This window comes from Kitasatospora sp. NPDC086009 (assembly GCF_044540385.1).
Lineage (GTDB): Bacteria > Actinomycetota > Actinomycetes > Streptomycetales > Streptomycetaceae > Kitasatospora.
The window spans coordinates 353,326-377,967 of sequence record NZ_JBITSA010000004.1 but is presented as its reverse complement, the minus strand read 5'-3'; the positions used below and the strand labels follow the sequence as shown (position 1 = coordinate 377,967).

Here is a 24,642-nt window from a genome sequence, read left to right as displayed (position 1 = left end):
GTTGGCGCGGCCCCCCCCCCCCCGCCCCCCCCCCCCCCCCCGGGGGGGGGGGCCCGGGGGGCCCCCCCCCCGGGGGGGGGCCCCCCCCCCCCCCCGGCCCCCCCCCCCCCCCGGGCCGGATCCTGAGGGCGTGACCTACCAGCGGTACCACCGGTGGCGCCGGCCCGAGGAGTGCGTACCACGGGCCACGAAGCCCACCAGCCACAGCACCAGTACGGCGATCGCCACCCACCAGAGAATCTTCAGTGCGAACCCGGCGCCGAACAGGAGCAGAGCGAGCAGGAGAACGAGAAGAAGGGGAACCATCGGAACCTCCGCAGTCGGTGTCGAGCACCCGACTGCCCCGGGGGCCGCTCGCCTATTCGTACGAATCTTTCCGGCGGTCCGGGGCAAGGGCCTCGCTTGTTCGGCGGCGGCGGGCCGTCGGCGACCGTCGCGGACGCCCCGGTCGGCGACCCCGCCTGCGTGATCGGCGGGCGCGGGGGACAGTGGTCCGAGGCGTGACGATCCGGTCCGCCCCCCGCGCGTACCGGATCCCTCCGACGGAAGGTGCAGCAGTGGCAACCGACTACGACGCCCCGCGTACGAACAGCGACGACGAGGAGGTCGACAGCGTCGAGGAGTTGAAGAGGCAGCGTGCCGAGCGTTCCGGCGGGACGCCGGACGTGGACGTGGCGGAGGAGGCGGAGTCCGTGGAGCTGCCGGGCGCCGACCTCTCAGGGGAGGAGCTCACCGTCCAGGTGGTGCCCGTCCAGGGGGACGAGTTCACCTGCGCGCGGTGCTTCATGGTCCACCACCGCAGCCGCTTCTCCCGTGAGGAGGACGGGCAACCGGTCTGCCGGGACTGCGTGCCCGCCCCCGGCGACTGACCGGGCGGGCGGTGAGCGGGCGACCCGCTACGTGCACCAGAAGAGGAACGGCGTGCAGGTGGGCGTCGGCTTCGCGGTGACGGTGGCCGAGGGGTGCGGAGCGGCCGTCGAGGGCTGCGGGGCGGTGGGCGGGGCCGTGCTCGAAGCGGCCGGGACGGGAGGCGGCGACTCCGGGGCACGACTGCTCGTCGGCGCGGGCGGGGCGGTGCTCCTGGTGGCCGTGGCGGAGGCGGTACGGCTCGCGCCGGTGCGCTGTGTGGTCGGCGCGGCCGGGACCGTGGTCCCGCCCGTCGCGGTGGGGGGCGCGGCGGAGGTCGGGGCACTCGGCGTGGGCGTCGCGACCGGCCCGCCCGCGGCCGGCGCGGGCGAGGCGCCCTCACTGCCGTTCGCGGCGAGGGCCGCGGCACCGAGCCCCGCGACTGCCAGGCCGACGACGGAGAGCGCGAGCACGCCGGCCCGCCGCGCCGGCCGGCGCCCGGAACGCCGGGACCGGGCCGGTGCGGCGGACCGGCCGGCCGCCGGAGGCGGTGGCACAGCGGGCGGTGGTCCCTGGGACGGCGTCAGGGTCGCGTCCGGCAGGGTCTCCCGGGTCGCCGCGGGGGCCCCGCAGCCGGGGCAGGTCATCGCGCCGTTCAGATGGCGGCGGCAGGGTGCGCAGTAGTCCATGTGGTCTTCCCGTGCTGCCGGGGTGGCCGGCCCACACCGGTCGTCGGCGGCTCCGCGCACGTCGTCGTGCGCATGCGGAGCCTAGGCAGCCCGGCTGTGAGGGTTCCAGACCCAGCTGTGACGCTTCTGCGAAGATTGCGCACCCTCCGGAGCGGCGAGTCCCCGTACCCGCGGGGGATAGGAGGAGGGTCCGACAGCACGGCCGCCGTCCGCGAACGCCCTCGTGCCCCGTACGGCGCACGGCCGGACATCCGCCGGGCGCGTGGCGACGGTGGACGCCGGGGGCCGGGGCGGACCTGCCGGACCGTCACGGCGTGCCGGTGAAAGCGCGCCGGTAGGCGCGGGGCGGGACTCCCCGGCGCCGCACGAACTGGTCGCGCAGGACGGCGGCGCTTCCGTAGCCGACCCGGCGGGCGATCTCCTCGACCGGCAGGTCGGTGGCTTCGAGGAGTTCCTCGGCCCGGCTCAGGCGCAGGTCCCGCAGCCAGGCGTGCGGGGTGGTGCCGGTCGCGGCGGTGAAGCGGCGGGCGAAGGAGCGCCTGCTCATCAGGGCGCGGCGGGCCAGTTCCGTGACCGGCAGGGGCTCGTGGAGGTGCTCGCGGGCCCAGCCGAGGACCTCGGCGAGCCGCTCGTCCTGGCCGTTCTCGGGGACGGGCGCGGCCAGGTACTGGGCCTGCCCGCCGTCGCGGTGGGAGGGCAGCACCATGTCGCGGGCGACGGCGTTGGCCAGGGCGGCGCCGTACTCCCGCCTCAGCAGGTGGAGGCAGAGGTCGAAACCCGCGGCGGCTCCGGCGCCCGTGACGACGTCTCCGTCGTCGATGTAGAGCGCGTCCGGGTCCACCGTGACGTCCGGGTAGCGGCCGGCGAGCAGGTCGGCGAACCGCCAGTGGGTGGTCGCCCGCCGGCCGGTGAGCAGTCCGGCGGCGGCGAGCGCGAACGTGCCGACGCAGTGGGCCGCGACCACGGCGCCGCTCGCGTGCGCGGCCCGCAGCGCGTCGAGCACGGCGGGGGCGGGCGGTTCACGGAATCCGGCCCCGGGCAGCGCGATGAGCAGATCGGCGCCGGCGAACCGGTCCAGTCCGTGCGGGACAGCGAGCGGCACTCCGCAGTCCGTGGGCACCGGTCCGGGGCGGTCGGAGCAGAGGGCGAAGTCGAAACCGGGCACCGCCGCTCCGTGCGGACCGAACACCTCGGTGACGATGCCGACGGCGAGCATGCCCGCGCCGGGCGGGACGTAGGCGGCGACGGTCCGGAAAGGCGGCACGCAGGCAGTGTCGCACAGGGTTGGCACGAATCCTGCGGTCACCGGCAGACGTGCCACTCGTGAGCCGCCGTCAAGACCGGAAGGATCGAAGCCATGACAGACGCACCGCTCGGCCGCAGCGCCGCCTTCAAGGTCCTGACCACCGGCTATGTGGGCTCCACCGGCCCCGGGGTCGCCGCCACCGTCTCCTACATCTCCGACGCCGGACGGCACGTGATCTTCGACCCGGGCATGGTGGCGAGCCGTGACCACATCCTCGCCCCGCTCGCGGAACTGGGCCTCGGCCCCGACGACATCACCGACGTGGTGCTCAGCCACCACCACCCCGACAACACCATGAACGTGGGCCTCTTCGGCCGGGCCCGGGTGCACGACCACAAGGTCGAGTACCTGGGCGACCACTGGACCAACCGGGACGCCGAGGGCTACGAACTCACCCCGTCGCTGCGGCTGATCCGCACCCCGGGCCACAGCCCCGAGGACATCACCCTGCTGGCGGGCACGGACTCGGGCGTGGTGGCCTTCGCCGGCGACCTGTGGTGGCACGCCGACGGCCCGGCGGACGACCCGGTGGCCCCGGACCGCGAGGTGCTGCGCGCCTCCCGGCTGCGGGTGCTGGCCGCGGCGGACCTGATCGTGCCCGGCCACGGCGGGCCCTTCGTGGCGGACGACACCACCCCGCGGTAGCGGTCCGGCCGGCCCGGTCGGGCGCCGCCCGGCGGAGTCCACCGGGACCCGGAACCGCCAGGACACGAGGACGCGTCCTCGCCCGTACGAACTGCGCCGATCCCAGGGGGACCGTACGTACTCGCACGAGTGCCCATCACCACGACGGGCGGGCCGAGTCGTGGGGCCGGTGGTGCCGCGCCGCCCGACCGGGCCGCCCCGCCGCCCACGCCCACCGGCGCCGAACCCGAACGCGGCACAACGGCGAGCCGAACGCCGCGGAACGGGGAGCCGATCGCCGACGAAGGAAACCTCCGGCGCTTCGGCGGGCGTCATGGACCGGTCGGTGATGTCGGCGCGCTCCCCGTGCGGGAATGCGGGACGCGCGACCGGTTCGCGCGTGCGGACCGGCCGGGTTCGGCGCAATCCCGGCCGGTCCGACCCGAGGGCGCCCGCGGGGATCTCCAGCCCGCCTTCCCCGGCGCGGTCGCCCAGGTGGGCGCCCTGCTCGGCGGCGCTCCGCAGGTCCGTCGGCGCGGGTTCGGTTCCGCCGGCCCCGGCCTCGGAATCCGCTGGGCAGAGGCGGTCGGCCGACGAGTCGCCGGGCCGCTCGGAGCCGGTCCGGAATTCCCCGGTCGGCGCCGACCGGACCCCGCGCCCGGGCGGCCCGTGACGATGGATCACCAGCTCCGTCGGGCACGTCTCGGAGCGGGCGGATGCGCGGCGTTCCGACCGATGCCGATTCCCCGCGACCAGGGAATCCGGCCCACGCCGGATATCGCCCGTTCCGGCGATCACCGGAAATTCCTCGGACATACTTCGCGCCGTTTCACCCAGGGTATTCGACGGATTCTCGGCCGAGGCCGAGGGACATTCCGTCCGGCTCCGTTCCGGATCGAATCACCGTCGGGCCGGTCCGCAGATACCTGTCCCGCGGTATCGGCCGGGGCAGCGCGGACCGACCGGTCTGCGCCGGCCCGGCGTCCGGCCGGCGGGGCGGACACCGGGGGCGGACACGCGGGTCGTCAAGCGACCGCGTGGGTGGGTCTCCGCCACCGCCGGGAGCGAGCGCTCCGGCCGGCGCCGGTCGCGCCGCCCGGGACGGGGGGCTTGGGTCCAATGTCGGTATTGTCCGCGAACCAGCGTCTGCTACAGGCGATTTGAATGATCGCCAGCTCTGCGCCGCGGTCACTTTCGGCAGGTCGCGACCGCCCCGCCGGGGGCCGCCGAACAGTCCCTCGATGGTCTACGCCAATCCTTGACAGCGCTCACGTGGGTGCCACAGGATGATCGCCAGCCGCCGCTTACCCAGGGCGCGGAACAGGTGATTCATCCACTTCACACAGGCCGTTCACGGGGGACGGGCTGTCGACGCCCGCAATGACGCGGGCGGCACAGTCATGTCGAAGTCTGTACACAGTTCCCTGTAGCCGCCGCATGCCATCTGCCGAACTGGCCGGGGGGCTTTCGCCTGCCCTCTCGCAGGCCTGGTCGGCCGTGCCACCAGACGAGATGAGGTTTCGTCAGACGTGCAAGGCAATGCAGACACATCAGCCATACCCGCCGTACGAGCAGTACCCCTCGCCCGTAGACCCGAGCACGCGCCGCCGGACTTCGAAGCCGACATGTGGGCCCGGATGGCCCTGCCCGCGGCACCGTCCGAGTCGCCCGCCGAGCCGGCCGCGGCTCCGGGCCTCAGACTCGCGCTGTCCCTGCTGGAGGAAGGCGCGCTGACCAGCCGGGCCGACCGTTCCCGCAGGTCGCACGGGGCTCGGGCGGTCCCGTCCGCCGGGGCCGTGTACCCCTACGAGTTCGCCGTCCTCACCATGGAGAACGGCGCGCCGGCCGCCTTCCGGGTCGACGCCGACCGCCGTACCTGCACCCGGCTGGCCACCGGGGACGTCGCCGGAGCACTGCACGCCTCGACGCTGGCGATCCCCGGAGACGGCGGCGCGGTCATCGTCACCCTCACCCGGCCCTGGTTGTCGATGCGCAAGTACGGCGACCGCGGCTACCTGTACACCCAGCTCGACGCCGGGCACGCCGCCGGGAACCTGCTGCTGGCCACCACCGGCCGGGGCGCGCCGGGGACGCTGCGGCTGCGCTTCCCCCGCTTGCCCCTCTCGGGCCTGCTGGAGGCGGGCGAGAACTGCCGGGAGGTGCACTCCGCCCTCCTGGTACCGGCGGCCGAGGCCGACGACGCCTGGACCCGCTGGACGGTGCACGACGGCGCCGCCCGGGACGGACACGCGCCCACCTGGCGGTCCTGGCTGGAGCAGACCTGCTGGGACTCCCTCTCCGCGCGGGCGGAGCACGCCGGGACGGACGGCGCACCCGACGCCCTCGCCCCCCTCGCGGACCTGCGCGACCGCGGGCGGGCGGCCGGTGGGCAGCCCGGTCTGGGCGATCCTTCCGAGTGGCCGAAGCTGCTCGCCACGCGGGCCTCCAGCAAGGCGTTCGTTCCCGGCACCGTCCCCGCGGCCGACGTCTGGCAGGCCGTCTCGGCCCTCTCCACGCCGGTGCGGACGGACCTGCCGGCCGCCTCGCCGATGGGCGCCACCCTGGTCCTGCGGTCGGCCGAGGAACCCGGACAGAACGCCGTGCACCCGTTGACCGGCGAGGGCGCGCGGCGCACCGGCCGGCTGCCCTCCGCCGACGAGGTGGTGCGCGCCTGCATGCAGCAGCGCACCCTCGCCGGCGCCGCCGCCGTGGTGCTGCTGCACGCACCGCGCACCGCGCTCACCGACAGCGCCGGCGACTCGGCCGCCGGCGCCGAGGACCTCCGCGAGCTGGCCTTCCGCTGCGGCGCCCTGGGGCAGCTGCTCTATCTGGGAGCGAACCGCGCCCGGATCGGCGTGACCGGCGTCGGCGGGTTCGACGCGGCGCTCTGGCACACCCTGGCCGGGCTGCCGGAGAGCGACGAGATCCTCTACGTCCTGATGCTCGGCCGTCCGGACGACTCCGGCGTCAAGCTCGACCGGCTGGCCACCGCCCATGCCCAGAACGAGCGGTGAGGCCACGATGAACGCCGTCCTTCCCCACGCCTTCACGGACGCCCTCGCCCGCCACGGCGACCGCGTGGCGGTCACCGACCCCGACGCGTCGCTCAGCTACGCCGAACTGGCCGACCGGGCCCGGGCCGCCGCCGCCCGGCTCGCCCCGTACGGCGTGGCCGGCGACCGACTGCGGATCGGCCTGTACGCCACCAACTCCACCGACTACGTGGTGGGTTACCTGGCGGCACTGTTCGCCGGCGCGGTCCCCTTCCTGGCCGACTCGGCCTTCGGACCGTTCGAGCTGTCCCGGATCGCCGAGGACTGCGGGCTGGACCTGCTGATCCACGCGCCGGACGCCGACGTCGAGCAGGTCACCGCGGAAGTCCTCACGGCGGGAGGCGAGTTCGGCGGCCTCACGGTCAGCCGGGTGCGCCGCTCCGCCACCCCTCCCCCGCCGCTGCTGCCCGGCACCGAGGTGTGCCGCTTCACCTCCGGCTCCACCGGCCGGCCCAACTGCATCGAGTTCTCCGGCACGGCCGTGCTCGCGGCGGCCCGCAACTGGGCCGAGGGCACCGGACTCTCGGCCCAGGACCGGATCGCCTGCCTGGCCGCGCTCTCCAACGGCCTGGCCTTCAACACCTCGCTGCTGGCGGCCTTCCTGCCCGGTGCCTCGCTGCACCTGTCACGCGGCCTGCCGACCGCCTCCCGGATCGTGCGGCTGCTGGAGAGCACCGGCGCCACCCGCCTGGTGGCGTTCCCGGCACTGTACGAGTCGATCGTGCGGCGCTCCTCGACCGGGGGCTTCACGGGTGTCCGGGCCGCGATCTCCTCCGGCGCCCCGCTGCGCGACAGCGTCCGCGAGGAGTTCACCCGGCTCACCGGCGTACCGGTCCACAACTACTACGGCGTGGCCGAGGCCGGGCCCCTGACCTACGCGGCCGACGGTGACGGCACCGGGCTCGGCACCGCGCTGCCCGGCGTGGAACTGATCGCCGACGAGCAGGGCGTCCGGGTCCGGAGCGAGTCCATGGGCTCGCGCTACCTCAACGCGCCCGGCGTCTTCGAGGAGCGGATCGACGCCGAGGGCCGCTACCGCACCGGCGACCAGGGCCACCTGGTCGCCGGCGTGCTCCACCTGACCGGGCGCACCGGGCGGCTGGTCAACGTCGGCGGGCGCAAGATCGACCCGATCGAGGTCACCGAGGTGCTGCGCGAGGCCGCCGGGGTGCTGGACGCGGTCGCCTTCGAGGCCGAGAGCCGGCACGGCGAGCCGATCCTGGCCGCCGTCGTCGCCGTCGGGCCCGGTCCGACCGCGCAGTCCCTGCGCAGCCACTGCTCGGCGGTGCTGCCCTCCTTCAAGGTGCCCTCGGTCCTCCACCTGGTGGACCGGATCCCGGTGAACTCGATCGGCAAGCCTTCCGTCGAGCGCCTGCGGCGGCTGCTCGCCGACGCCCAGAGCAACTGACCCCCTCCCCCAGCCCAGGAGAACCCCATGGACAACAGCTCCCTCCACACCAAGATCCTCGACCTCGCGGTCGCGGCCGGCGACGGCAGCTTCACCGCCCGCGAGCTCGCCGAGGCCGGCTACTCGCTGCGCGCGGTCAGCTTCTCCTCGCTCTCCTACATGCGCCTGATCGACAGCATCGAGAACGACCTCGGCGTCTACCTGGACCCGGAGGTCGACGCCGAGCACTACGAGACCATCGACAGCGTCGCGGCGCTGGTGGTCGCCAGCGGTGTCGGCGCCGATGCCTGAGGCACCCGCGACCGGCGGCCCCACCCTGGGCGTCGTCGGTCGCGGGCGGCTCGGCGCGGCGCTGCTGGCGGCCTGCCGGGCGGACGGCACGCGGGTTTCGCTGACCGCCTCCCGCGGCGGCGGCTGGCAGGTCGACGCCGTGCCCGACGTCCTCGTGGACGCCAGCGCGCCCGACGCGCACCCGGACGTGCTCGACTACTGCGCGGCGCACCGGGTGCCGCTCGTCGCCTGTGTCTCCAACCTGACGGACGCCCAGTGGACGTCCCTGGCGGAGCTGGCGACGGTGGTCCCGGTGGTCCGGGCCACCAACCTCTCCTTCGCCCACTACCTCCAGCTGCGCATCGCCGAGTTCACCGCGGCCCTCACCAGGGGTCCGCTCGGCGCGGCCACCACCACCGTCCGGGAGCGGCACCCGATCGGCAAGGCGCACCGGCCGAGCGCCACCGCCGTGGTCCTGGCCCGGGCCTGGGCCGGCGCGAGCGGCCGGGAGGTGGCCGACATCGCCGACGAGCGCGCCGGACTCCCCGTCAGCGAACACGAGTTGACCCACACCTGGGACGGCGAGTCGCTGCACGTACGGCACCACGTCGGCAGCTGGGCGGTGCCGGCCAGGGGTGCGCTGACGGCCGCCGACTGGGCCCGCACCGCGCCTCCCGGCCTGGTCACCATGCGGACCGTCTACGACGACCTGACAGCAAGGAGCACGCCATGACCACCGCAGAGGGGCGGCCGCTGAGCCCCGCCGAACGCCGGCTCGTCCTCCAGGTCGCGGTCGGCGCGCGGATGCTCTCCCTCGACGGGCACGACGACTTCAACCAGGGCCAGATCTCGGCCCGGATCCCCGGCCGGGACGAGTTCTTCATCAAGGGCGCCCTGGTCGGCTTCGACGAGGCCGCCCCCGCCGACGTGGTCCGCTGCCCGGTCGACCACACGCTGCCCGCCCCGCCCCTGGCGCCCCCGGAGCTGCCGCTCCACCAGGCGATCTACCGGGCGCGCCCGGACGTCAACGGCATCGTGCACAGCCATGCGCCGTACACCCTGCTGTTCGGGGCCACCGACCTGCCGATGCGCCCGATCTCGCACGACGGCGCGTACTTCCGGGACCGGATCGGGCTGTTCACCGAGACCAGCAACACCGTCCTGGACATCGAGACCGGTGACCACATCGCCAAGGACCTCGACGACCACCCGGCCGTCCTGCTGCGGAACCACGGCGGCGTGATCGTCGGCAAGAGCGTGCGGCACGCCGCCGTCTTCGCCCAGGTGCTGGAGCGCGCCTGCCGGCTCCAGCTGACCGCCGAGGGCACCGGCGTCCCGTACGCCTGGTCCACCGAGCAGGACGTGGCCGCCAAGCAGGACTTCATCTACGCCGACCTCTCCGTCCGCTCGTACTGGGACTACGCCGTCCGCCGGGTCGGCCGGCACTGGCCCGAGACCGCCGACTGGGCCCGCGGCTGACCCGCGGGCCCGGCCCGCCACGGGCCGCCCCTCGGGGCGGCCGGAGATCCCCCCATCACCCCCGCAGACACGCACAGACCCCGCAGACACGCACAGAGCCGGAGCGCCATGCCGACCTTGACCACCACCACCGACCCGCCGCGCCACGACCGCGCCCGGGTGCAGCGACGGACCGTCCGGACGCTCGTCGTCGCCGAGGTGATCAGCGGCAGCGGCATCGCCACGGGCTTCGCCGTCACCAGCCTGCTGGCCGAGGACCTCGGCGGGAGCGCCACCCTCGCCGGCCTGTCGCAGACCGCGGCGACGCTCGGCGGCGCGGCCGCGGTGGGGGCGATCGCGGCGATCACCCACGTCCGGGGGCGCCGGCCCGGGCTGGCCACCGGCTACCTGGCCGCCACGGTGGGCGCGGTGGCCTGCGTGGTGGCCGCCGTGGCGCACAGCTTCCCGCTGTTCCTGGTCGGCATGGTGCTCTACGGCGCCGCCGGGGCGACCGGCCTGCAGGCCCGCTTCGCCGCCGCCGACCTGGCCGAACCGCAGCACCGGGGCCGGGCGATGTCGCTCGTGCTCACCACCACCGTGGTCGGCGCCGTGATCGGCCCCAACCTCACCGGGCCCGGCGCGGCGATCGCCGAACACCTGGGCCTGCCGCCGCTCTCCGGCACCTACCTGTTCGCGGTCGTCGGCTTCGCGATCGCGTTCACCGCGATCGCCGTCCTGCTGCGCCCCGACCCGCTGCTGCTGGCCCGCGGGCAGGACGAGGCCGGGGAACGGGAGAAGCCGCCGCCGCTGCGCACCATGCTGAAGGCGCTGCGCGGCAACCGGCCGGCCGTGCTGGCGATCCTCAGCATCGTCGCCGGACACCTGGTGATGATCGCCGTGATGTCGATGACCGGCATCCACATGCACCACGCCGGTACCGGCCTGGGCGTGATCGGCATGGTGCTCAGCGGCCATCTGGCCGGGATGTACGGCTTCTCCACCCTGTTCGGCTGGGCCGTGGACCGCTTCCGGAGCACCCCGGTGCTCTACGGGGGCACCGCCGCGATGCTGCTGTCGCTGTGGCTCTGCGGCACCGCCGACGGCGACGACGTCGTCCAGCTCTCCATCGCGCTGGCGCTGCTGGGGCTCTCCTGGTCGGCGGTGCTGGTGGCGGCCTCGGTCCTGCTCTCCGAGAGCGTGCCGGTCGCCGAACTCCCGGCCGCCCAGGGGTTCTCCGACATGGCGATGAACCTGGCCGCGGCCGCGGGCGCCGCACTGTCCGGCGTCGTCCTGGAACGCCTCGGCTTCGCCACCCTGAGCGCGCTGTCCGCGATCGTCCTGCTGCTGCCCCTGCTCGCCCACCCCGCGCTGCACCCGAAGTCCGACCGATCCGCCTGACTCCCCGGCCGCCCCGGGCCTCTCCCTGCGAACGGACCGCCACACCATGACGATCCCCACCACCGTCCACGTCACCCGGCCGGAACCCAACACCTCCACCGAGGTCCGCCCCGCCACCCGGGGCGCGGCCGTCCCGGCCACCCACACCCAGCGGGAGCGCCTGCTCTGGGGCCGGCACGTGCACCAGGTGAACAACAACATCGCGCTCGGCCTGCGCTTCGACGGGCCGCTCGACGTCGCCCTGCTGGAGCGCAGTCTGAACCTGCTGGCCGAGCGCCACGAGACCCTGCGCACCGTCTTCCCCGAGGTGGACGAGGCGGCCGGGGAGGAGCACGTGATGCTGCTGCTCCCGCCGGAGCCGCGCGCCCTACCCGTCCTGGAGGCGCCCGACGAGCCGGCGCAGACCCGCCTGCCGCGGGTGTTGGCCCTGCTCGCCGAGCACGCCAACCAGCCCTTCGACCTGGCCGCCGGCCCGCTGTTCCGCCCCGTGCTCGGCCGGGTGAGCGAGAGCCTGCACGTGCTCTCGATGACCACCGACCACATCGTCTTCGACGCCTGGTCGGCCCGGATCATGATCAACGATCTGCTGACCATCTACGCCACCGAGCAGGGCGACGCCGTCCCCGCGCTCCCCGAACTCGGCGTCCAGTTCCCCGACTTCGCGCTCTGGCAGCACGGCCACCTGGACGGCGTCCAGCTGGAGCGCCAGCTCGGCTACTGGCGCAAGCAGCTCGACGGCATCACCCCGATCCCCGCCTCCGGCCTGGCCGACCCGCAGGCGCCGACCGGCGCCGAGCCGGGCGTGACCAAACTGCTCGAACCGATCGGACCGGAACTGAGCACCACCGTCGAGGAGTTCGCCGCCCAGGAGCGGGTGACCTCGGCCGTCGTGGTCTCCGCGGCGCTCAAGGCGGCCATGTGGCGGCTGCGCCTGGAGACGGTGGGCGAGGACGCCGCCGGCGACGTGGCGACCTTCGGTTCGCTCGCCAACCGGACCCGGCCGGAGACCGACGCGATGGTCGGCTACGTGGCCACCCCGGCCACCTTCCGCACCCGCTTCACCGGCGCGACGCCGTTCGGCGAACTCGTCCGCCTGGAGGCGCAGACGCTGTTCAACGCGATGCGCCACCAGCGGATCCCGTTCTCGCTGATCAGCCGGGAACTCGCTCCCGAGCAGTACGGCATCCGCTTCCGCGAGCCCGGCAGCGTGCCGATCTACCTCAACTTCGACATGGACATGGTGGAGGACGAGCGCGAGCCGCTGCTCCAGCCCACCGGCCTCGGCGTGCAGCCGATCGGCATCCCGATGCCCGAAGTCCCGCGCGGCGGCCTGCGGGTCATCGGCTACCAGCGCAAGGACGGCATCGCGCTCGAACTCCGGTACCGCCACGACCTCTACGGCCGCGACTGGTCCACGCGCTTCGTCCGCCTGATCCACGCGTTCCTGCAGCACGGCGTGGACGCGCCCGGCACCCCGATCGAGGAGCTCCCCGCATGACCGCCACCCCCGACCTGCCCCGACTGATCGCCGTCGACCTCGACGGCACCCTGCTGCGCCCCGACTACTCGGTCGCCCCGCGGACCCGCCGCGCCGTCGCCCTGGCCCACGAGCAGGGCATCGAGACGGTCTTCGTGACCGTCCGCCACGCCGCCGCCATCGAGTACATCGTCGAGGCCCTGGACCTGACCGGCGAGGCGATCTGCTGCGGCGGCGCCGCACTCTGGCAGGTGCCGTCGATGGAGCTGACCGAGGCGTCCACGATCGACGCCGCGACCGCGCGCGAGACGGCCGCCCGGCTGAAGCGGGCGCTGCCGGACGCCAGGATCGGCTGGATGCTGGCGGACCGCCGGGTCGGCTACGCACCCGACTACCCCGAGCCGCTGCTGATCGGCGAGTCCTACCGCGCCGACCCCGAGACCATCGACGTCCCGGTGCTCAAGCTCTTCGCCGTCACACCCCGGCTGCGCGAGATCGACACCGCGGAGGTCGAGGAGATCCTCGGCGGGCTGGTCACCGTCTCCCACCACCACAGCGGTGTGGTCGACCTGGTCGCCCACGGGGTGAGCAAGATCGCCGCGCTGGAGAAGCTCTGCGCCGGGCGCGGCATCGCCCCCTCGGAGGTGATCGCCTTCGGCGACGCCCGGACCGACCTGGACATGATCCGCTGGGCCGGCCGCGGGGTGTTCATGGCGAACGCCGACCCCGCCCTGCACGCCGAGGCCGACCTGATCGCGCCCTCCAACGAGGAGGACGGCGTCGCCGTCGTCCTGGAGAACCTGCTGCGGTCGCAGCACCCGACGCTCACCGAGGTGGCCCGATGAAGGTCCAGCGCATCCTGCCCACCGAGGAGGCCGCCGACCTGCTCGACCTGGTCCGGGACCTCACCACCAACGAACTCGCCCCGAGAGTCGCCGAGTTCGAGGCCAACCACGAGTTCCCCCGCGAGGTCGTGCGCACCCTCGGCAAGGCCGGACTGCTGAGCCTGCCCTACCCCGAGGAGTACGGCGGCGGCGGGCAGCCGTACGAGGTCTACCTCCAGGCGCTGGAGGAGGTCGCCTACCACTGGCTCGCCGTGGCCGAGTCGGTCAACGTGCACAACCTCGCCTGCTTCGGCACCGCCACCTACGGCACCCGGGCCCAGCGCGAGGAACTGCTGCCCGCCATGCTCGGCGGCGAACTCCTCGGCGCCTACTGCCTGTCCGAGCCGGAGGCCGGGTCGGACGCGGCCTCGCTCACCACCAAGGCGGTCAAGGAGGACGGCGGGTACCGGATCTCGGGGACCAAGTCCTGGGTCACCCATGCCGGTTACGCGGACTTCTACAACGTGTTCAGCCGGACCGGCGGGCCGGGCGCCCGCGGCCTCTCCTGCCTGGTGGTGCCCGGCGGCACACCCGGCATGGTGGTGCACGAGCGGGAGAAGAAGCTCGGCGTCTGGTCCTCCCCTACCGCCCAGATCGGCTTCGACTCCGTCCAGGTCCCCGCGGACCGGCTGATCGGCCGCGAGGGCAAGGGCTTCCTGATCGCGATGGGCGCGCTGGACTGCGGCCGGCTCGGCATCGCCGCCTGCGCGGTCGGCCTCGCCCAGGCCGCCGTCGACTACGCGGTGCGGTACGCCAAGGAGCGCCGGCAGTTCGGCGAGCGGATCATCTCCTTCCAGGGCATCGGCTTCATGCTGGCCGACATGGCCACCCAGGTCGCCGCCGCGCGGGCGCTCACCCTGGCGGCCGCCCGCCTCAAGGACGCCGGCCTGCCCTACTCGCTGGAGGCGGCCAAGGCGAAGCTCTTCGCCACCGACATGGCGATGAAGGTGACCACCGACGCCGTCCAGGTGCTCGGCGGCGCGGGCTACGTGGCCGACCACCCGGTGGAGCGCTGGATGCGTGAGGCCAAGCTGCTGCAGATCGTCGAGGGGACCAACCAGATCCAGCGGCTGGTCATCGCCCAGGGCCTGGCCTGACACCGCGGTGTGGTGGGGCCCGGCCGGCCCCGGCGGGGCGCCCCCCCCCCCCCCGCCCCCCCCGGGGGGCCGCCCCCCCCCCCCCCCCCCGGCGGTGGGCCCCCCCGTGGCTCCCGCCCCCCGCGCCCCCCCCCCCGCCCGGGGGGCGCCCCCCCCCCCGGGGGCCGCCCCCCGGCGGGGGGGGGGGCCCCCCCCCCCCCCGCGCCCCCCCCACCACACCGTCACGCTCTCCCGTGCGGGCCCGGACTCCCGACAGCGCCGCGGGGCGGGCGCTCCGGCGCACCCCGGTGCTACGCGCCGGGGTGTGCCGGCAGGGCGAGCCAGCGCGACCAGGAGATCTCGCGGCCGACGAAGCGCGGCCGCCCGAACGGCCAGTCGGCGGCGATCCACTCCGGTACCAGCGCGTCCAGCGCCCGCTCGACCCCGCTGCCCACCAGCTCGTCCACCACCCACCAGGAGATCTCGGCGTCCGCGCCGGCCCGCTCCGGCGGGTCGATGTAGACGCAGCCCAGCAGGGCCGTCTCCGCCGTGTCGAACAGCGCGTAGTTGAAGGACTGGTGTGCGGCGATCTCCTTCTCGTGCCGCAACAGGTCGGCCTGATCGGCCTCGTAGGTCATCGTGGCCGCGGGCCAGCCCCAGGCCGGACCGAAGAGGGTCCACAGCCGCTCGCGCGAGCCCATCACCGCCGGATAGTCCAGCGGGGTGTCCGCCTCCCGGATCGGCCGCAGATGATGACCGCCACCCGGCAGCGGCACCAGGACGGGGTGGACGAAGTCGTCGGGAAGCCAGTTCATGGCGCCCGACCGTAGCACCGCGCGGGCATCCGGGCTCCTGGATTTCCCCCGCACCCCCGCCCGGTGGTCACCGCCGGGTCCAGTCCCGGCACGCCATCTCGTGCCAGGTCGTGCGCACGGCCGCGCCGCCCGGCGTGAGGTGCTGGCTGGACCAGGTCCGACAGCACCCGCCCGTCACGCGCGGCCGGGCCGGTGCCGCCGGCCTCGCCACGCGGACCGGGGCGGCCGCGGAGGCCGGGGAGGCCGGATGGCGCCGGCGTAGTGGACCACTGGTCGAAGGTGTCGTCATGCCGCAGGCTCTGCCCACGTCGCCGGGGCACCGAACCCCGCCGCCACTCGAACGGCCCAGCCCAAACCGCCCCCAGGCGTACGCTGCGCCGCACCGGACAACCGGAGGCCGGGCGGGCGTGCCCGCCCGGGGGCGCCCGGCGTCGACGGCCGGGGACCGACGGATAATGGCCTGGCCGCAGGCCGCCCGCGCCGGTGGCAGTGACCGACGGAGAGGCGGAGAACGGATGACCCTGGACGAGGGCCGACGCGTGAGGTTGGCCGAGGACCTGGCGATCGGTGAGGCGGTCGCCGGGGAACCCGGGGCCGCCGTCGGGTTCCTCTCGCTGGGGGCCGGGGCGGAGGGCACCGTCGAGCGGGTGGACGGGGAGCTCCCGGAGAGCACGGAGGTCCGCGAGTACCAGCGGCTCAAGGCACTGTTCGAGGACTACGGGCACACCATGCCGGCGGCGAGCCGGGAGCGGCTGGAGACGGAGATCGCCGCGCTGGAGCCGGCGTGGGCCGCGTACCGGGAGCAGGGGCGGCGGGTGACGGTCCGGGTCCGGCTGGACAGCGGCTTCGTCCTCGACGGGCTGCACCAGGACGTCCTCACCCCGCTGTGACGCAGGGCGTCCCGGTGCGACGGCGGCGGCCGGGGTTCCCCTCGGCGGACGGAGAAGCCCGGTAACGGGACGGCCGGTGGCACCGGTGCCCCGTCCGGTCGGCAAGGGCCGGTCTCCCGCGGGCAGCGGAGGAGCCGGGGCCGGCTCCGGCCCGCACCACCCGTACGCTGGTGGCCGGTCCCCTCGCGTCGACGAGCGCGAGGGGGCCGACCATCTTCGCGGGCCGCCCACGGCCGGGGGCCGCCGGGGCGGGGCGGGTGGAGCGGGGCCGGGGCGGGTGGAGCGGGGCCGGGGCGGCATACGATCGGCGGGTGTCGGAACGCAACGATCCCTCGTCATCGGCTCTGTCGGCCTCGGTGGCCGCAGCGGCCTCGTCCGTGTCGTCCTCGCCCTCGTGGTCCCGGTGGTCCGAGGACTCCACCCTCTCGATCGGCTCGGTGGCCTCGGTGCTGTCGATCGGTTCGGTCGGCTCGGTGCTCTCGGTGGGGTCGGTCGGCAGCGTGCTGTCGATCGGCTCCGCCGGTTCGGCCCTGTCCGTGCTGTCCGCCGGGTCGTGGCTCTCCCTCGGGTCACTGCTGTCCGCCAACTCGCGCTGGTCGGTGCTGTCCTGGCGCTCCCGCCACGGGCTGATGGCCGCCGGTGCGGTGGCCGTCGCCGCGGGCGCCGCGCTCGTCGGCGGTCCGCGGCCGCGGCGCGCCCGGTAGTGGCCGGCCCGCGCCCGACGCGCGCTTCGCTGCGGCGGCTGATACGGAACCCGGCGTTCTGGTTCGTCGCCGTGCTCGCCGTGATGTGGCCGGTCCTGCGGCTGCTGCCGTCCGAGCAGGTGCTGGCACTGCGGGAGTGGGCGTCGACCAACCTCGACAACCTGCGCCTCTGGCCGTCGGGGCACCCCGTCGAAGCCCTGACGGTGTCCGTGTTCGTACCGCAGAGCACCCTCTGGGTGTGGCCGGTCTTCGCGCTGTCCGTGTTCGCCGTGGTGTCGGCGCTCGGCGCCCGCCGCGCGGTGGCGGGACTGGCCCTGGCCCACCTGACCGCGACCGGGCTGACGGAGGCGCTGGTGTGGTGGCGCGTCGAGCACGGCGAACTGCCCGCCGCCGGGGCGCACGTGCTGGACACCGGCCCGTCCTACGTGGTGGTCGCCGCGCTGGCGGTGGCGATCGTAGTGGCCCGTCCGGCGTGGTCGCGGGCGGTGTGGCTGGTGATGCTGGCGGTGGCCGCACCGGACCTGCTGTCCGGGCTCGGGGACGGCGAGGTGTCCGCGGTGGGCCATGTGCTCGCCTTCGCCGCCGGCCTGGCCATCGCGGGCGCCCACCGGCTCGGCCTGCCACCCGTGGCAGGCCGAGCCCGTCCGGGCGCGGCGCCGGCGCCGTCCGGAGGCCCTCGTCGCTGAGGCGCCGCCACTCCGGGTGGAGGCCCCTCGACGGGCCGGCCGCCGCAGGTCGTCCCACGCGCGGGGGCGCCGGGCCGGGGACACCGAGAGCCCGTGCCCGCGGGACGGGATCGTCTGCCGTCAGAACGCGGTGCGGTCGGCGCTGCGGGGGTCGTCGGCCGCCGTGTGGCCGTCGTAGAGGCCGGTGCGGGCGAGGCGGCGCCAGGGGCGGACGAGGTGCAGGGCGGTGTGGATGTCGGGCTCGGTGCTGTCGAGGTCGAGGTCGGCGATGGCGAGGCCGGGCCGACCGTCGCCGGCGCAGCGCGCGAGCCAGCGGCCGCCCGGGGCGACCAGGCCGGCAGGGACGGTGGCGCTGTACTGGGCGGGCAGGGCGTAACCGAGCCAGTAGGAGTAGAGGTTTGCGTAGGCCTGGGCGAGGGTGGCGCGGGCGGCGTCGTCGACCATGACGGAGAGCAGGACGCAGTCGACGTCCAGGGCCTCGTACTCGGCGAACAGGGCGGGGAAGTTCGCCTCGATGCACAGGGCGGTTCCGAAGCGGATGCCGTCCACGTCGAAGACGAGCGGGTCGGTGCCCGGGGTGTAGAGGTAGGAGAGCTCCGTGTGCGAGAGGAAACGCTTGTCGTAACGGGCGCTGAGGCGGCCCTCGTCCGAGACCACGTAGAGGCTGTTGTGCGGGCGGCCGGGGGCGGTGAGGGGGTGGATCGAGCCGAACACCGTCCACAGAGCCAGCTCCCCCGCGAGCCCGGCGACCGCCTCCGCCTCCTCGCGCAGGACGTCCCAGGCGGCCCCCTCCCAGTTCGCCGGGCCGAGGCCTCCCTCCGGGCGGCCGGCGACCACGTGCTTGTCCGGGTAGACGAGCGAGCCCTCCGGGAACTGCACCAACCGGACGCCCGCACCCGCCGCCTGACGCATCAGCGCCCGCATCTGCCGCCCGGCGCCCCGGATCGCCTCCTCGTCCCGCGGGTCCTCCGGGACCGTGCTCTGCGCCACCGCCAACCGCAATGTCCTCGCCATCGGGCGACGATACAACGCCACGCTCGCCGGCTCTGGGGAACGGCCGCGGACGGGCCGCCGATGACCGGATCCCGCGCGAGCGGATCAGGCCACCGACCGGCCCACCTCCCGCGCCCCGGCCCGTGCGGACGAGCCGCGGCCCCGCCCTCCGGGTGCCGCGGCTCGCCGTTCCGGACCGGGGAGGTCAGCGGGCGAACTTCTGCCGGGCGGCCGGGGTCACCGGGGTGAAGAAGTTCACCAGGTTGCCGTCGGGGTCGCGGAGGAGGAGCGAGCGGTTGCCCCAGGGCATGGTGGTGGGCTCGTTGACGAAGTCCTCCACAACGCCGGTCAGGTCGCGGTGCACGCGGTCGACGTCGTCGACGAGGAACTCGATGACGACGCTGCGGTTCGCGCCCGGCTCGGCCGAGCCGGGCGCGAAGAGCGGGACGGTGCGGGTGCTGCCGATGGCGAGCGCGGCCGTGGCGGTGGTGAGTTCGGCGAAGTCTTCATTGGCCCACTGCGCCGTCACGCCGGTGGCGCGCTCGTAGAAGCCGACCAGTCGTGCGACGTCGGCCGTGATGACGCGGATCGAGACGAGGTTCACGGGTGTTTCTCCTGGAGTACGTCGTGCTGTCGACCACACGTTATGGCCGATACCGGACAGAATCGGCCCGGTATCGGCGAGTGGATTCCGGGCAGGCCGCGATCCGGTCACCCGCTGCTCGAACCCCATCGGCCGAGGGAACGGCCCGGGCCCTCGGTGCGAGCGGCAACCCGCCTGCCGGTGGCCGGAGTTACGGCCTTCCCGAGGCGTAGCGGACTGGTGGCGTACCGACCGTGGCCGTGAAATCGCGGGTGAGGTGGGCCTGATCGGCGTAGCCGAGGTCGGCGGCGAGCGCCGCCCAGTCGATGTCGGTACCGCGGTCGGCTCGCTCGGCGGCCTCGTGCAGGCGGGCCCGGCGCAGCACCCACTTCGGGGTGGCCCCGACGTACTCGGCGAACAGCCGCTGCAGGCGGCGCACCGTGATGCCGAACTCCTCGGCCAGTTGGTCGACCCGGCGCAGATCGGTGGCGCCGGCGATCCGCTCGACCATCGCGGCGACCTGCTCGGCCACCGGGTCGGGCGCGGGCGTCCGGGCGAGCAGGAAGGAGTCCACCCGGGCGGCGAGGGCGGCGAGGTCCCCGGCACCGCGGAGCACCTCGTCGTTGAGCCGGTCCGCCCCGGGGCCGAAGACCTCGGCGGCCGGGACGATCCGGTCGGCCAGGTCGGCCACCGGGCGGTCGGTGAACGGGCGGAAGCCGCCGGGGCGGAACTTGACTCCGAGGACGTGGCCGGTCCCCTCCAGCCTGCGGACGAAGAGGGACTTGCCGACCCCGTGGACGTGGGCCGCCGGCGCCTCCAGGACGAGGTGGACGCTGGGGTGGACGAGCACCTTCTGCTCGTGGGCGGGCAGGCCGTCACGGTTCCAGCGCACCAGCCAGTAGAACTCGACGAAACGCGCCAGCTCCGGGGCGGGCTCGTACCGGATCAGGCTGATCGCGGCCGCGGCCCGGCCGGGATGGAGCACTCCGCGTCCGAAGTCCGGGAAGGTCATGCCGCCAGGCTAGCCGTCGCGTTTGTTCAAGACGGCGCCCGGCCCCCGGGGCGAGGATCGGCACATGAACGGTCACGCACTCCACCCCCTCATGTCCCGCGCCGCAGCGGAGGCCGCGCGCATCGCCCGCGGTGTCCGACCGGAGCACCTGGACGGGCCGACGCCCTGCACCGCGTTCGACACCAGGACCCTGGTCAACCACTGGGTGCTGTACACCTCCCACGGCCTCGAACGCCGGGCACGCCGGGAGCCGCTGCCGGAGGAACTGGTGGCGCGCGACTTCACCGCCGACCCCGATTGGGCGCTCGCCTACGCGGACCAGCTCGACCGTGCCGTGGCGGCCTGGTCGGACCCGGCCGCCTGGGAGGGGGAGATCGATCTGGGCGGGATGTCGGTGTCGGCGGCATCGGTCGCCCGGATGGTGGTCAAGGAGATGGTGCTCCACGGCTGGGACGTCGCCCGGGCCACCGGCCGGCAGGCGGACGTCGACGACGATCTGGCCCGTCTGGTTCTCACGGTGGTCGAGGAGAACGCCGAGATCTACCGCCAGTACGGCGGCTTCGCCGAGGCGGTGCCGGTGGCCGCCACCGCCTCGTCCCTCGACCGCGCCCTCGCCGCCTCCGGCCGCGACCCGGGCTGGGAGCGTTCCACGGGCTGAGTTCCCGACCGCCGCCGCCGGTACGGCGGTCGAACCGATGGAGGGCGAACCGACGGCGGGCGAACCGACGGCGGCGCAGCGGCCCTCGCGCGGCCACGAGCGGCGTGAGCCACTGGCAGCCGACCGGACGGCGCCGCCCGGAGGTCGTGTTCCCACCGCGGCTGAGACCCGCAGCCGAGCCCCGCGGCTGAGCCGCGGGGCGGAGGCCCGGGCCCGTGGTGCGCCCCTGGCCCGGGCCGGGCGCCCGGGCCAGGAGCCGCTAGGCGAGCCGCCCGCCCGCGTTGCGGATCAGTCGCCGGAGCACCTTCACGGCGGTGACGTAGTCCGCGTCGTCGATGCCTTCGTGGAGCGCGGCGCGGATCGCGGGGGCGTTGCGCGCCAGGTCCAGGCGGGCCCGCTCCCCCTCCTCGGTGAGCCGGAGCCGGTCCCCGGTGTCCCGGCTCAGCCAGCCGCGCTCCAGGAGTACCGCGGCCTCCGCCGCCAGATCGTCCTCGGGCCGGAGGTACGAGGCCATCGCCTCCCGGAGCTCGGACAGCGTCATGCCCGCGCCGTCGGGCGAGATGTCGTTCACCGACAGATTGCGCAGCAGCCAGAACTGCGGCTGCGTGTAGCCCTTCTCGGCCTGCCGGGCCCGGGTGAACGCGATGAGCGACTCGTAGGCGACACCGGTCCAGTACGCGGCGGGCTGGCCGGCGAGCTCGACATCGGACATCTGCTGGGTCGTCATGGGGTGTCCCCTCGTGGTGCTCAGGTGGAATCCGCGGGCCCGGCACCTGCCGGGCGGGTCATACGAAGACCGTAGAACCTCAAGTCCGGTTGAAGGCAAGCCGCCCGAGCCGGTCGGACAGAACCACTCTCGACGCCGCCGGGCTGGGACCTCCTGTTCTCGGGGGGCGTGCTGCTGCTCGGCAGTGCCGTCCTCGCCCTGCGGCAGCGGTTCCAGAGCCGGTCAGCCGGATGAGCGAGCATCCCACCAGCAGCCTCGACGACGTCGTGCACCAACGGGTGCGCCTGGGCATCCTCGCGGTGGCCAGGGAAGCCCGGCGGGTGGAGTTCACCTTCCTGCGCGACACGCTCGGTCGCCGAATCACATGCCGAGGAGGACACCGGGATGAGTGCCTTCGAGGCGGCCGCGAAGATGCCCTACGACTTCTCACCAGCCCGGATGCGGTGCATGGAACTCACGGCCCAGCTCCTCGCCCGGGACCTCACCGACGACAGCTGACGGACACCCGCCGGCCGGCCCCGGCGGCGCCCGCGGCTCGTGGCCGGCGTCGGCCGCGAAGGCCCGCAGCCGGTTCTCGGACGCGTGGCGCTGGGCGAGGGAGTCCCGGCCGCCCCTGGTCGGGGTCCGCGGCGTGCGGACGCCGGCCACCGTTTCGGACAAAGCCCGGCGGTGACTGTCAGTGCCCGTGCGCTGCGGATAGAGTGACGGGGCCGCGGCGTCACACCGAGGGGCACGGGGCCCGGTCGGCAGCAGCGCGCGGTGGAGGACTACGCGTGTGATCACAGCACCCCCGGTGAAGGCCGCCGACGTGTTCCGGGTCAAGCCCTACACGCGCCACTGCGAGGTCATCCACGACGAGGGCGCGCACGCCGTCATCGGCGTCTCGCCCGGCAACAGCTACTTCTCCGCCCAGCGCCTGCACGACCTCGCCGCCTGGGGCCTGGACCATTACGGCCGGGTCGACTTCGTCTACACCGACCTGCACGTGGCCGAGATGTACGAGGCGTGCGGGTACGGCCCCGACGACGCCCGCAGAAAGGCGGCGAAGAACCTGCGGAGCGTTCGGGCGAAGGTCCGCGACGCCGTGACGACGGCGGATCCGGGACAGACGCGGCTGCACTGGCGGCCCATGTCCGACTTCCGCCCCAACACCGCCTACCAGGAGATCCACCGGCAGCTGACGCGCCGCCTCGAAACGGACGCCGACCTGCGCCGGGCCTGCGACGACCTGGTGAGCCGGTTCCTGACCGCACGGGGGCAGGAACCCACCGAACGGCAGCGCGCCGTGTGCCTGGAGTACGTGTGCGCCGAGGCGCCGCTGTTCCTCGACAGCCCCGCGATCATCGGCGTGCCGTCCTCGCTCAACTGCTACCACCAACTCCTGCCACTCGCCGAACTCCTGTACGCCCGGGGCGCCGGCCTGCGCGCCTCCCGCAACCAGGGCCACGCCATCGTCACCCCCGCCGGAGGAGCCCGCGCATGAGCACGACCACCACGACCGGGCACCCGGCCGTCGCCAGCCCCGACCTGCTCGACTTCCCGTTCTCCCGGGACGGCACCCGGCTCCCCGCCGACCTGGCGCGGCTGCGTGCGGCCACCCCGGTCCGGCGGGTGCGCACGATCGCCGGAGACGAGGCCTGGCTGGTGTCCTCGTACCGGCTGTGCAAGCAGGTCCTGACGGACGACCGGTTCTCGCTGAAGGACACCTCGGCACCGGGCGTGCCACGCCAGTACGCCCTGACGATCCCGCCCGAGGTCGTCAACAACATGGGCAACATCACCGGCGCCGGACTGCGCCGAGCGGTGCTGAAGGCGCTGAACCCGAAGTCGCCGGGGCTGGTGCGGTGGCTGCGCCAGGAGGCCGAGCGGCTCGTCGACGGGCTCGTCGAGGACGGCCCCACGGCCGACCTGCGCGGCGCGTTCTGCGAGCCGTACTCCGCGGGGCTGCACTGCCGCATCCTCGGCATTCCGCAGAGCGAGGGCCGCGCGTTCCTGCGCAGCCTGGACATCGCCTTCATGAACTCGGCCTGCCCGATCGCCGGCGCCGCGATCAACTGGGATCGCGACATCGCCCGCATGACCGTCCTGCTGGACGACCCCGCCACCTCCGGCCTGGTGGGCGAACTCTCCGCCCTGCGCGAGGACCCGGACTACGCGCACCTGACCGACGAGATGCTGGCCACCGTCGGCGTCACCATGTTCGGCGCCGGCACCGTCTCCACCTCCGGCTTCCTCACCATGGCCCTGGTCCACCTCCTCACCCACCGCGACACCTGGCACCTGTTGCGCGACCGCCGCGACCTGCTCGACGCGGGCGTGGAGGAACTGCTGCGAGTGAACCTCTCCATCGGAGATGCCCTGCCCCGGCTCGCACTCGCCGACGTGCGGCTCGGCGATGTCGACGTCCAACAGGGGGAGTTGGTCCTGGTGCTGGTCGAGGGCGCGAACTTCGACCCGGAGGAATTCCCCGACCCGCACCGCTTCGACCTCGACCGCGCCAACGCCGCCGACCACCTCTCCTTCGGCGGCGGTTCCCACTACTGCCCTGCCACCGCGCTCGGACGCGTCCACGCCCGGATCGCCCTGGAGACCCTGCTCGACCGGCTGCCGGACCTCGAACTCGCCGTTCCCGTCGCTCAACTGGTCTGGCGGACGGGCTTCATGAAGCGGATTCCCGAACGGCTCCCGGTGATGTGGTAGGCGGGGCCGCCGCCTCCGCGGCCCACCATCGGTCCGGGCCCGGCGTGACCGCGGTCAGCCGGCCACCCTCCCCGCGGGCCCGCCCGCCCGCGGGACCACCGCCACCATAGGCCGCACCACCTCCGCCGCCGCGGGCCAGGTCCGCGACATCGCCGCACCGCCTGGAGCCGCGCCGCCGGCTGGACGCCCTGGATCATGACCGGTGACTGGAAGTACGGCGGCTCCCCCACCACGGTCTACAACCCGGACACCAGGACGGCCGAGGTGTTCGCCCTGCGCACCGACGGCGTCATGGCTCACGCCGCCGACCCGGCCGGCGGAGGCTGGACCGGCTGGTCCGTGGTCGGCCGGATCCCCACGACCGGCTGACGGCGAGGGCCCGGCG

The 24,642-nt window shown here is 74.5% G+C and carries 26 protein-coding genes; 19 read left to right on the top strand and 7 right to left on the bottom strand.

Annotated elements, in window-relative coordinates:
* Positions 1 to 135: 135 nt before the first annotated feature.
* Positions 136 to 306 carry a hydrophobic protein gene (locus ACIF6L_RS13585; protein WP_329485246.1) on the bottom strand — a complete coding sequence of 57 codons (171 nt, stop codon included), beginning with the start codon at positions 304 to 306 and terminating at the stop codon, positions 136 to 138.
* A gap of 251 nt (positions 307 to 557) precedes the next feature.
* Here ACIF6L_RS13585 and ACIF6L_RS13580 point away from each other — a divergent pair, with 251 nt between their 5' ends.
* Positions 558 to 869, top strand: coding sequence for a DUF4193 domain-containing protein (locus ACIF6L_RS13580; protein WP_329485247.1), 312 nt, complete (start codon positions 558 to 560; stop codon positions 867 to 869).
* Positions 870 to 900: 31 nt separating this feature from the next.
* On the top strand, positions 901 to 1,530 hold the full coding sequence (locus ACIF6L_RS13575) for a hypothetical protein (RefSeq protein WP_396489051.1): 630 nt from the start codon (positions 901 to 903) through the stop codon (positions 1,528 to 1,530).
* A 312-nt stretch (positions 1,531 to 1,842) separates the two neighbouring features.
* Here the strand turns inward: ACIF6L_RS13575 and ACIF6L_RS13570 are convergent, their stop codons facing one another.
* Positions 1,843 to 2,751, bottom strand: a complete 909-nt coding sequence (locus tag ACIF6L_RS13570) for a GlxA family transcriptional regulator (RefSeq protein ID WP_396489469.1) — start codon at positions 2,749 to 2,751, stop codon at positions 1,843 to 1,845.
* Between the two features lie 141 nt (positions 2,752 to 2,892).
* Here ACIF6L_RS13570 and ACIF6L_RS13565 point away from each other — a divergent pair, with 141 nt between their 5' ends.
* From ACIF6L_RS13565 to ACIF6L_RS13520, 10 genes are all read left to right on the top strand, one after another.
* Positions 2,893 to 3,486: an MBL fold metallo-hydrolase gene (locus tag ACIF6L_RS13565; RefSeq protein WP_329485251.1), complete on the top strand. Its 594-nt coding sequence runs from the start codon at positions 2,893 to 2,895 to the stop codon at positions 3,484 to 3,486.
* 1,616 nt (positions 3,487 to 5,102) lie between these two features.
* Positions 5,103 to 6,479 carry a nitroreductase family protein gene (locus ACIF6L_RS13560; protein ID WP_396489053.1) on the top strand — a complete coding sequence of 459 codons (1,377 nt, stop codon included), beginning with the start codon at positions 5,103 to 5,105 and terminating at the stop codon, positions 6,477 to 6,479.
* The gene (locus ACIF6L_RS13555; protein ID WP_396489055.1) at positions 6,460 to 7,926 is read left to right on the top strand and encodes a class I adenylate-forming enzyme family protein; all 1,467 of its coding nucleotides are present in this window, start codon (positions 6,460 to 6,462) and stop codon (positions 7,924 to 7,926) included. The genes ACIF6L_RS13560 and ACIF6L_RS13555 overlap by 20 nt, the downstream gene beginning before the upstream one ends.
* Positions 7,927 to 7,953: 27 nt before the next feature.
* Positions 7,954 to 8,217: a hypothetical protein gene (locus tag ACIF6L_RS13550; RefSeq protein WP_329485254.1), complete on the top strand. Its 264-nt coding sequence runs from the start codon at positions 7,954 to 7,956 to the stop codon at positions 8,215 to 8,217.
* Positions 8,210 to 8,929: a dihydrodipicolinate reductase C-terminal domain-containing protein gene (locus ACIF6L_RS13545; RefSeq protein ID WP_329485255.1), complete on the top strand. Its 720-nt coding sequence runs from the start codon at positions 8,210 to 8,212 to the stop codon at positions 8,927 to 8,929. The genes ACIF6L_RS13550 and ACIF6L_RS13545 overlap by 8 nt, the downstream gene beginning before the upstream one ends.
* Positions 8,926 to 9,675 (top strand): class II aldolase/adducin family protein, encoded by a 750-nt coding sequence (locus ACIF6L_RS13540; protein WP_359806725.1) that lies wholly within the window; start codon positions 8,926 to 8,928, stop codon positions 9,673 to 9,675. The genes ACIF6L_RS13545 and ACIF6L_RS13540 overlap by 4 nt, the downstream gene beginning before the upstream one ends.
* Positions 9,676 to 9,783: 108 nt before the next feature.
* Positions 9,784 to 11,052 (top strand): MFS transporter, encoded by a 1,269-nt coding sequence (locus ACIF6L_RS13535; RefSeq protein ID WP_359806723.1) that lies wholly within the window; start codon positions 9,784 to 9,786, stop codon positions 11,050 to 11,052.
* 46 nt (positions 11,053 to 11,098) lie between these two features.
* Positions 11,099 to 12,550: a condensation domain-containing protein gene (locus ACIF6L_RS13530; RefSeq protein ID WP_396489057.1), complete on the top strand. Its 1,452-nt coding sequence runs from the start codon at positions 11,099 to 11,101 to the stop codon at positions 12,548 to 12,550.
* Positions 12,547 to 13,374 carry an HAD family hydrolase gene (locus ACIF6L_RS13525; protein ID WP_352292765.1) on the top strand — a complete coding sequence of 276 codons (828 nt, stop codon included), beginning with the start codon at positions 12,547 to 12,549 and terminating at the stop codon, positions 13,372 to 13,374. The genes ACIF6L_RS13530 and ACIF6L_RS13525 overlap by 4 nt, the downstream gene beginning before the upstream one ends.
* A complete protein-coding gene (locus ACIF6L_RS13520; protein ID WP_396489059.1) occupies positions 13,371 to 14,510 on the top strand; it encodes an acyl-CoA dehydrogenase family protein in 1,140 nt (379 codons plus the stop codon). Before ACIF6L_RS13525 ends, ACIF6L_RS13520 begins: the two co-directional genes overlap by 4 nt.
* Positions 14,511 to 14,800: 290 nt before the next feature.
* Here ACIF6L_RS13520 and ACIF6L_RS13515 read toward each other — a convergent pair whose 3' ends face one another.
* Complete coding sequence (locus tag ACIF6L_RS13515; protein ID WP_359806717.1) at positions 14,801 to 15,304, bottom strand: GNAT family N-acetyltransferase; 504 nt, start codon at positions 15,302 to 15,304, stop codon at positions 14,801 to 14,803.
* Positions 15,305 to 15,819: 515 nt separating this feature from the next.
* Between ACIF6L_RS13515 and ACIF6L_RS13510 the strand changes: the two genes are divergently transcribed.
* The 3 genes from ACIF6L_RS13510 (at position 15,820) to ACIF6L_RS13500 (ending at position 17,584) form a co-directional block, all read left to right on the top strand.
* Positions 15,820 to 16,194 carry a hypothetical protein gene (locus ACIF6L_RS13510; RefSeq protein ID WP_396489061.1) on the top strand — a complete coding sequence of 125 codons (375 nt, stop codon included), beginning with the start codon at positions 15,820 to 15,822 and terminating at the stop codon, positions 16,192 to 16,194.
* 344 nt (positions 16,195 to 16,538) lie between these two features.
* Complete coding sequence (locus tag ACIF6L_RS13505; protein ID WP_359835920.1) at positions 16,539 to 16,898, top strand: hypothetical protein; 360 nt, start codon at positions 16,539 to 16,541, stop codon at positions 16,896 to 16,898.
* The gene (locus ACIF6L_RS13500; RefSeq protein ID WP_396489063.1) at positions 16,898 to 17,584 is read left to right on the top strand and encodes a rhomboid-like protein; all 687 of its coding nucleotides are present in this window, start codon (positions 16,898 to 16,900) and stop codon (positions 17,582 to 17,584) included. Before ACIF6L_RS13505 ends, ACIF6L_RS13500 begins: the two co-directional genes overlap by 1 nt.
* 120 nt (positions 17,585 to 17,704) lie before the next feature.
* Here the strand turns inward: ACIF6L_RS13500 and ACIF6L_RS13495 are convergent, their stop codons facing one another.
* From ACIF6L_RS13495 to ACIF6L_RS13485, 3 genes are all read right to left on the bottom strand, one after another.
* Positions 17,705 to 18,598: a carbon-nitrogen hydrolase family protein gene (locus ACIF6L_RS13495; RefSeq protein ID WP_396489064.1), complete on the bottom strand. Its 894-nt coding sequence runs from the start codon at positions 18,596 to 18,598 to the stop codon at positions 17,705 to 17,707.
* A gap of 184 nt (positions 18,599 to 18,782) precedes the next feature.
* A complete protein-coding gene (locus ACIF6L_RS13490; protein WP_352292756.1) occupies positions 18,783 to 19,181 on the bottom strand; it encodes a VOC family protein in 399 nt (132 codons plus the stop codon).
* A 190-nt stretch (positions 19,182 to 19,371) separates the two neighbouring features.
* On the bottom strand, positions 19,372 to 20,172 hold the full coding sequence (locus tag ACIF6L_RS13485) for a DUF6597 domain-containing transcriptional factor (protein ID WP_396489066.1): 801 nt from the start codon (positions 20,170 to 20,172) through the stop codon (positions 19,372 to 19,374).
* Positions 20,173 to 20,236: 64 nt separating this feature from the next.
* Between ACIF6L_RS13485 and ACIF6L_RS13480 the strand changes: the two genes are divergently transcribed.
* Positions 20,237 to 20,830 carry a TIGR03086 family metal-binding protein gene (locus ACIF6L_RS13480; protein WP_396489068.1) on the top strand — a complete coding sequence of 198 codons (594 nt, stop codon included), beginning with the start codon at positions 20,237 to 20,239 and terminating at the stop codon, positions 20,828 to 20,830.
* A 259-nt stretch (positions 20,831 to 21,089) separates the two neighbouring features.
* Here ACIF6L_RS13480 and ACIF6L_RS13475 read toward each other — a convergent pair whose 3' ends face one another.
* Positions 21,090 to 21,557, bottom strand: a complete 468-nt coding sequence (locus tag ACIF6L_RS13475; protein ID WP_396489070.1) for a MarR family transcriptional regulator — start codon at positions 21,555 to 21,557, stop codon at positions 21,090 to 21,092.
* Positions 21,558 to 22,332: 775 nt separating this feature from the next.
* On the opposite strand from ACIF6L_RS13475, the gene ACIF6L_RS13470 reads away from it, so the two are divergent.
* The 3 genes from ACIF6L_RS13470 to ACIF6L_RS13460 all read left to right on the top strand — a co-directional run bounded on the left by ACIF6L_RS13470 (position 22,333) and on the right by ACIF6L_RS13460 (position 24,626).
* Complete coding sequence (locus ACIF6L_RS13470) at positions 22,333 to 23,040, top strand: tRNA-dependent cyclodipeptide synthase (RefSeq protein ID WP_396489071.1); 708 nt, start codon at positions 22,333 to 22,335, stop codon at positions 23,038 to 23,040.
* Positions 23,037 to 24,257, top strand: a complete 1,221-nt coding sequence (locus tag ACIF6L_RS13465; protein ID WP_396489073.1) for a cytochrome P450 — start codon at positions 23,037 to 23,039, stop codon at positions 24,255 to 24,257. Before ACIF6L_RS13470 ends, ACIF6L_RS13465 begins: the two co-directional genes overlap by 4 nt.
* 195 nt (positions 24,258 to 24,452) lie before the next feature.
* Positions 24,453 to 24,626, top strand: a complete 174-nt coding sequence (locus tag ACIF6L_RS13460) for a hypothetical protein (protein WP_359806689.1) — start codon at positions 24,453 to 24,455, stop codon at positions 24,624 to 24,626.
* Positions 24,627 to 24,642 lie beyond the last annotated feature (16 nt).

Coding starts and splice junctions, on each gene's coding strand:
- ACIF6L_RS13540 (WP_359806725.1), top strand. CDS start 8,926: ATGACCACCGCAGAGGGGCGGCCGCTGAGCCCCGCCGAACGCCGGCTC.
- ACIF6L_RS13520 (WP_396489059.1), top strand. CDS start 13,371: ATGAAGGTCCAGCGCATCCTGCCCACCGAGGAGGCCGCCGACCTGCTC.
- ACIF6L_RS13530 (WP_396489057.1), top strand. CDS start 11,099: ATGACGATCCCCACCACCGTCCACGTCACCCGGCCGGAACCCAACACC.
- ACIF6L_RS13480 (WP_396489068.1), top strand. CDS start 20,237: ATGAACGGTCACGCACTCCACCCCCTCATGTCCCGCGCCGCAGCGGAG.
- ACIF6L_RS13515 (WP_359806717.1), bottom strand. CDS start 15,304: ATGAACTGGCTTCCCGACGACTTCGTCCACCCCGTCCTGGTGCCGCTG.
- ACIF6L_RS13475 (WP_396489070.1), bottom strand. CDS start 21,557: ATGACGACCCAGCAGATGTCCGATGTCGAGCTCGCCGGCCAGCCCGCC.
- ACIF6L_RS13535 (WP_359806723.1), top strand. CDS start 9,784: ATGCCGACCTTGACCACCACCACCGACCCGCCGCGCCACGACCGCGCC.
- ACIF6L_RS13545 (WP_329485255.1), top strand. CDS start 8,210: ATGCCTGAGGCACCCGCGACCGGCGGCCCCACCCTGGGCGTCGTCGGT.
- ACIF6L_RS13585 (WP_329485246.1), bottom strand. CDS start 306: ATGGTTCCCCTTCTTCTCGTTCTCCTGCTCGCTCTGCTCCTGTTCGGC.
- ACIF6L_RS13460 (WP_359806689.1), top strand. CDS start 24,453: ATGACCGGTGACTGGAAGTACGGCGGCTCCCCCACCACGGTCTACAAC.
- ACIF6L_RS13485 (WP_396489066.1), bottom strand. CDS start 20,172: ATGACCTTCCCGGACTTCGGACGCGGAGTGCTCCATCCCGGCCGGGCC.
- ACIF6L_RS13525 (WP_352292765.1), top strand. CDS start 12,547: ATGACCGCCACCCCCGACCTGCCCCGACTGATCGCCGTCGACCTCGAC.
- ACIF6L_RS13550 (WP_329485254.1), top strand. CDS start 7,954: ATGGACAACAGCTCCCTCCACACCAAGATCCTCGACCTCGCGGTCGCG.
- ACIF6L_RS13570 (WP_396489469.1), bottom strand. CDS start 2,751: ATGCTCGCCGTCGGCATCGTCACCGAGGTGTTCGGTCCGCACGGAGCG.
- ACIF6L_RS13465 (WP_396489073.1), top strand. CDS start 23,037: ATGAGCACGACCACCACGACCGGGCACCCGGCCGTCGCCAGCCCCGAC.
- ACIF6L_RS13510 (WP_396489061.1), top strand. CDS start 15,820: ATGACCCTGGACGAGGGCCGACGCGTGAGGTTGGCCGAGGACCTGGCG.
- ACIF6L_RS13495 (WP_396489064.1), bottom strand. CDS start 18,598: ATGGCGAGGACATTGCGGTTGGCGGTGGCGCAGAGCACGGTCCCGGAG.
- ACIF6L_RS13560 (WP_396489053.1), top strand. CDS start 5,103: ATGGCCCTGCCCGCGGCACCGTCCGAGTCGCCCGCCGAGCCGGCCGCG.
- ACIF6L_RS13555 (WP_396489055.1), top strand. CDS start 6,460: ATGCCCAGAACGAGCGGTGAGGCCACGATGAACGCCGTCCTTCCCCAC.
- ACIF6L_RS13565 (WP_329485251.1), top strand. CDS start 2,893: ATGACAGACGCACCGCTCGGCCGCAGCGCCGCCTTCAAGGTCCTGACC.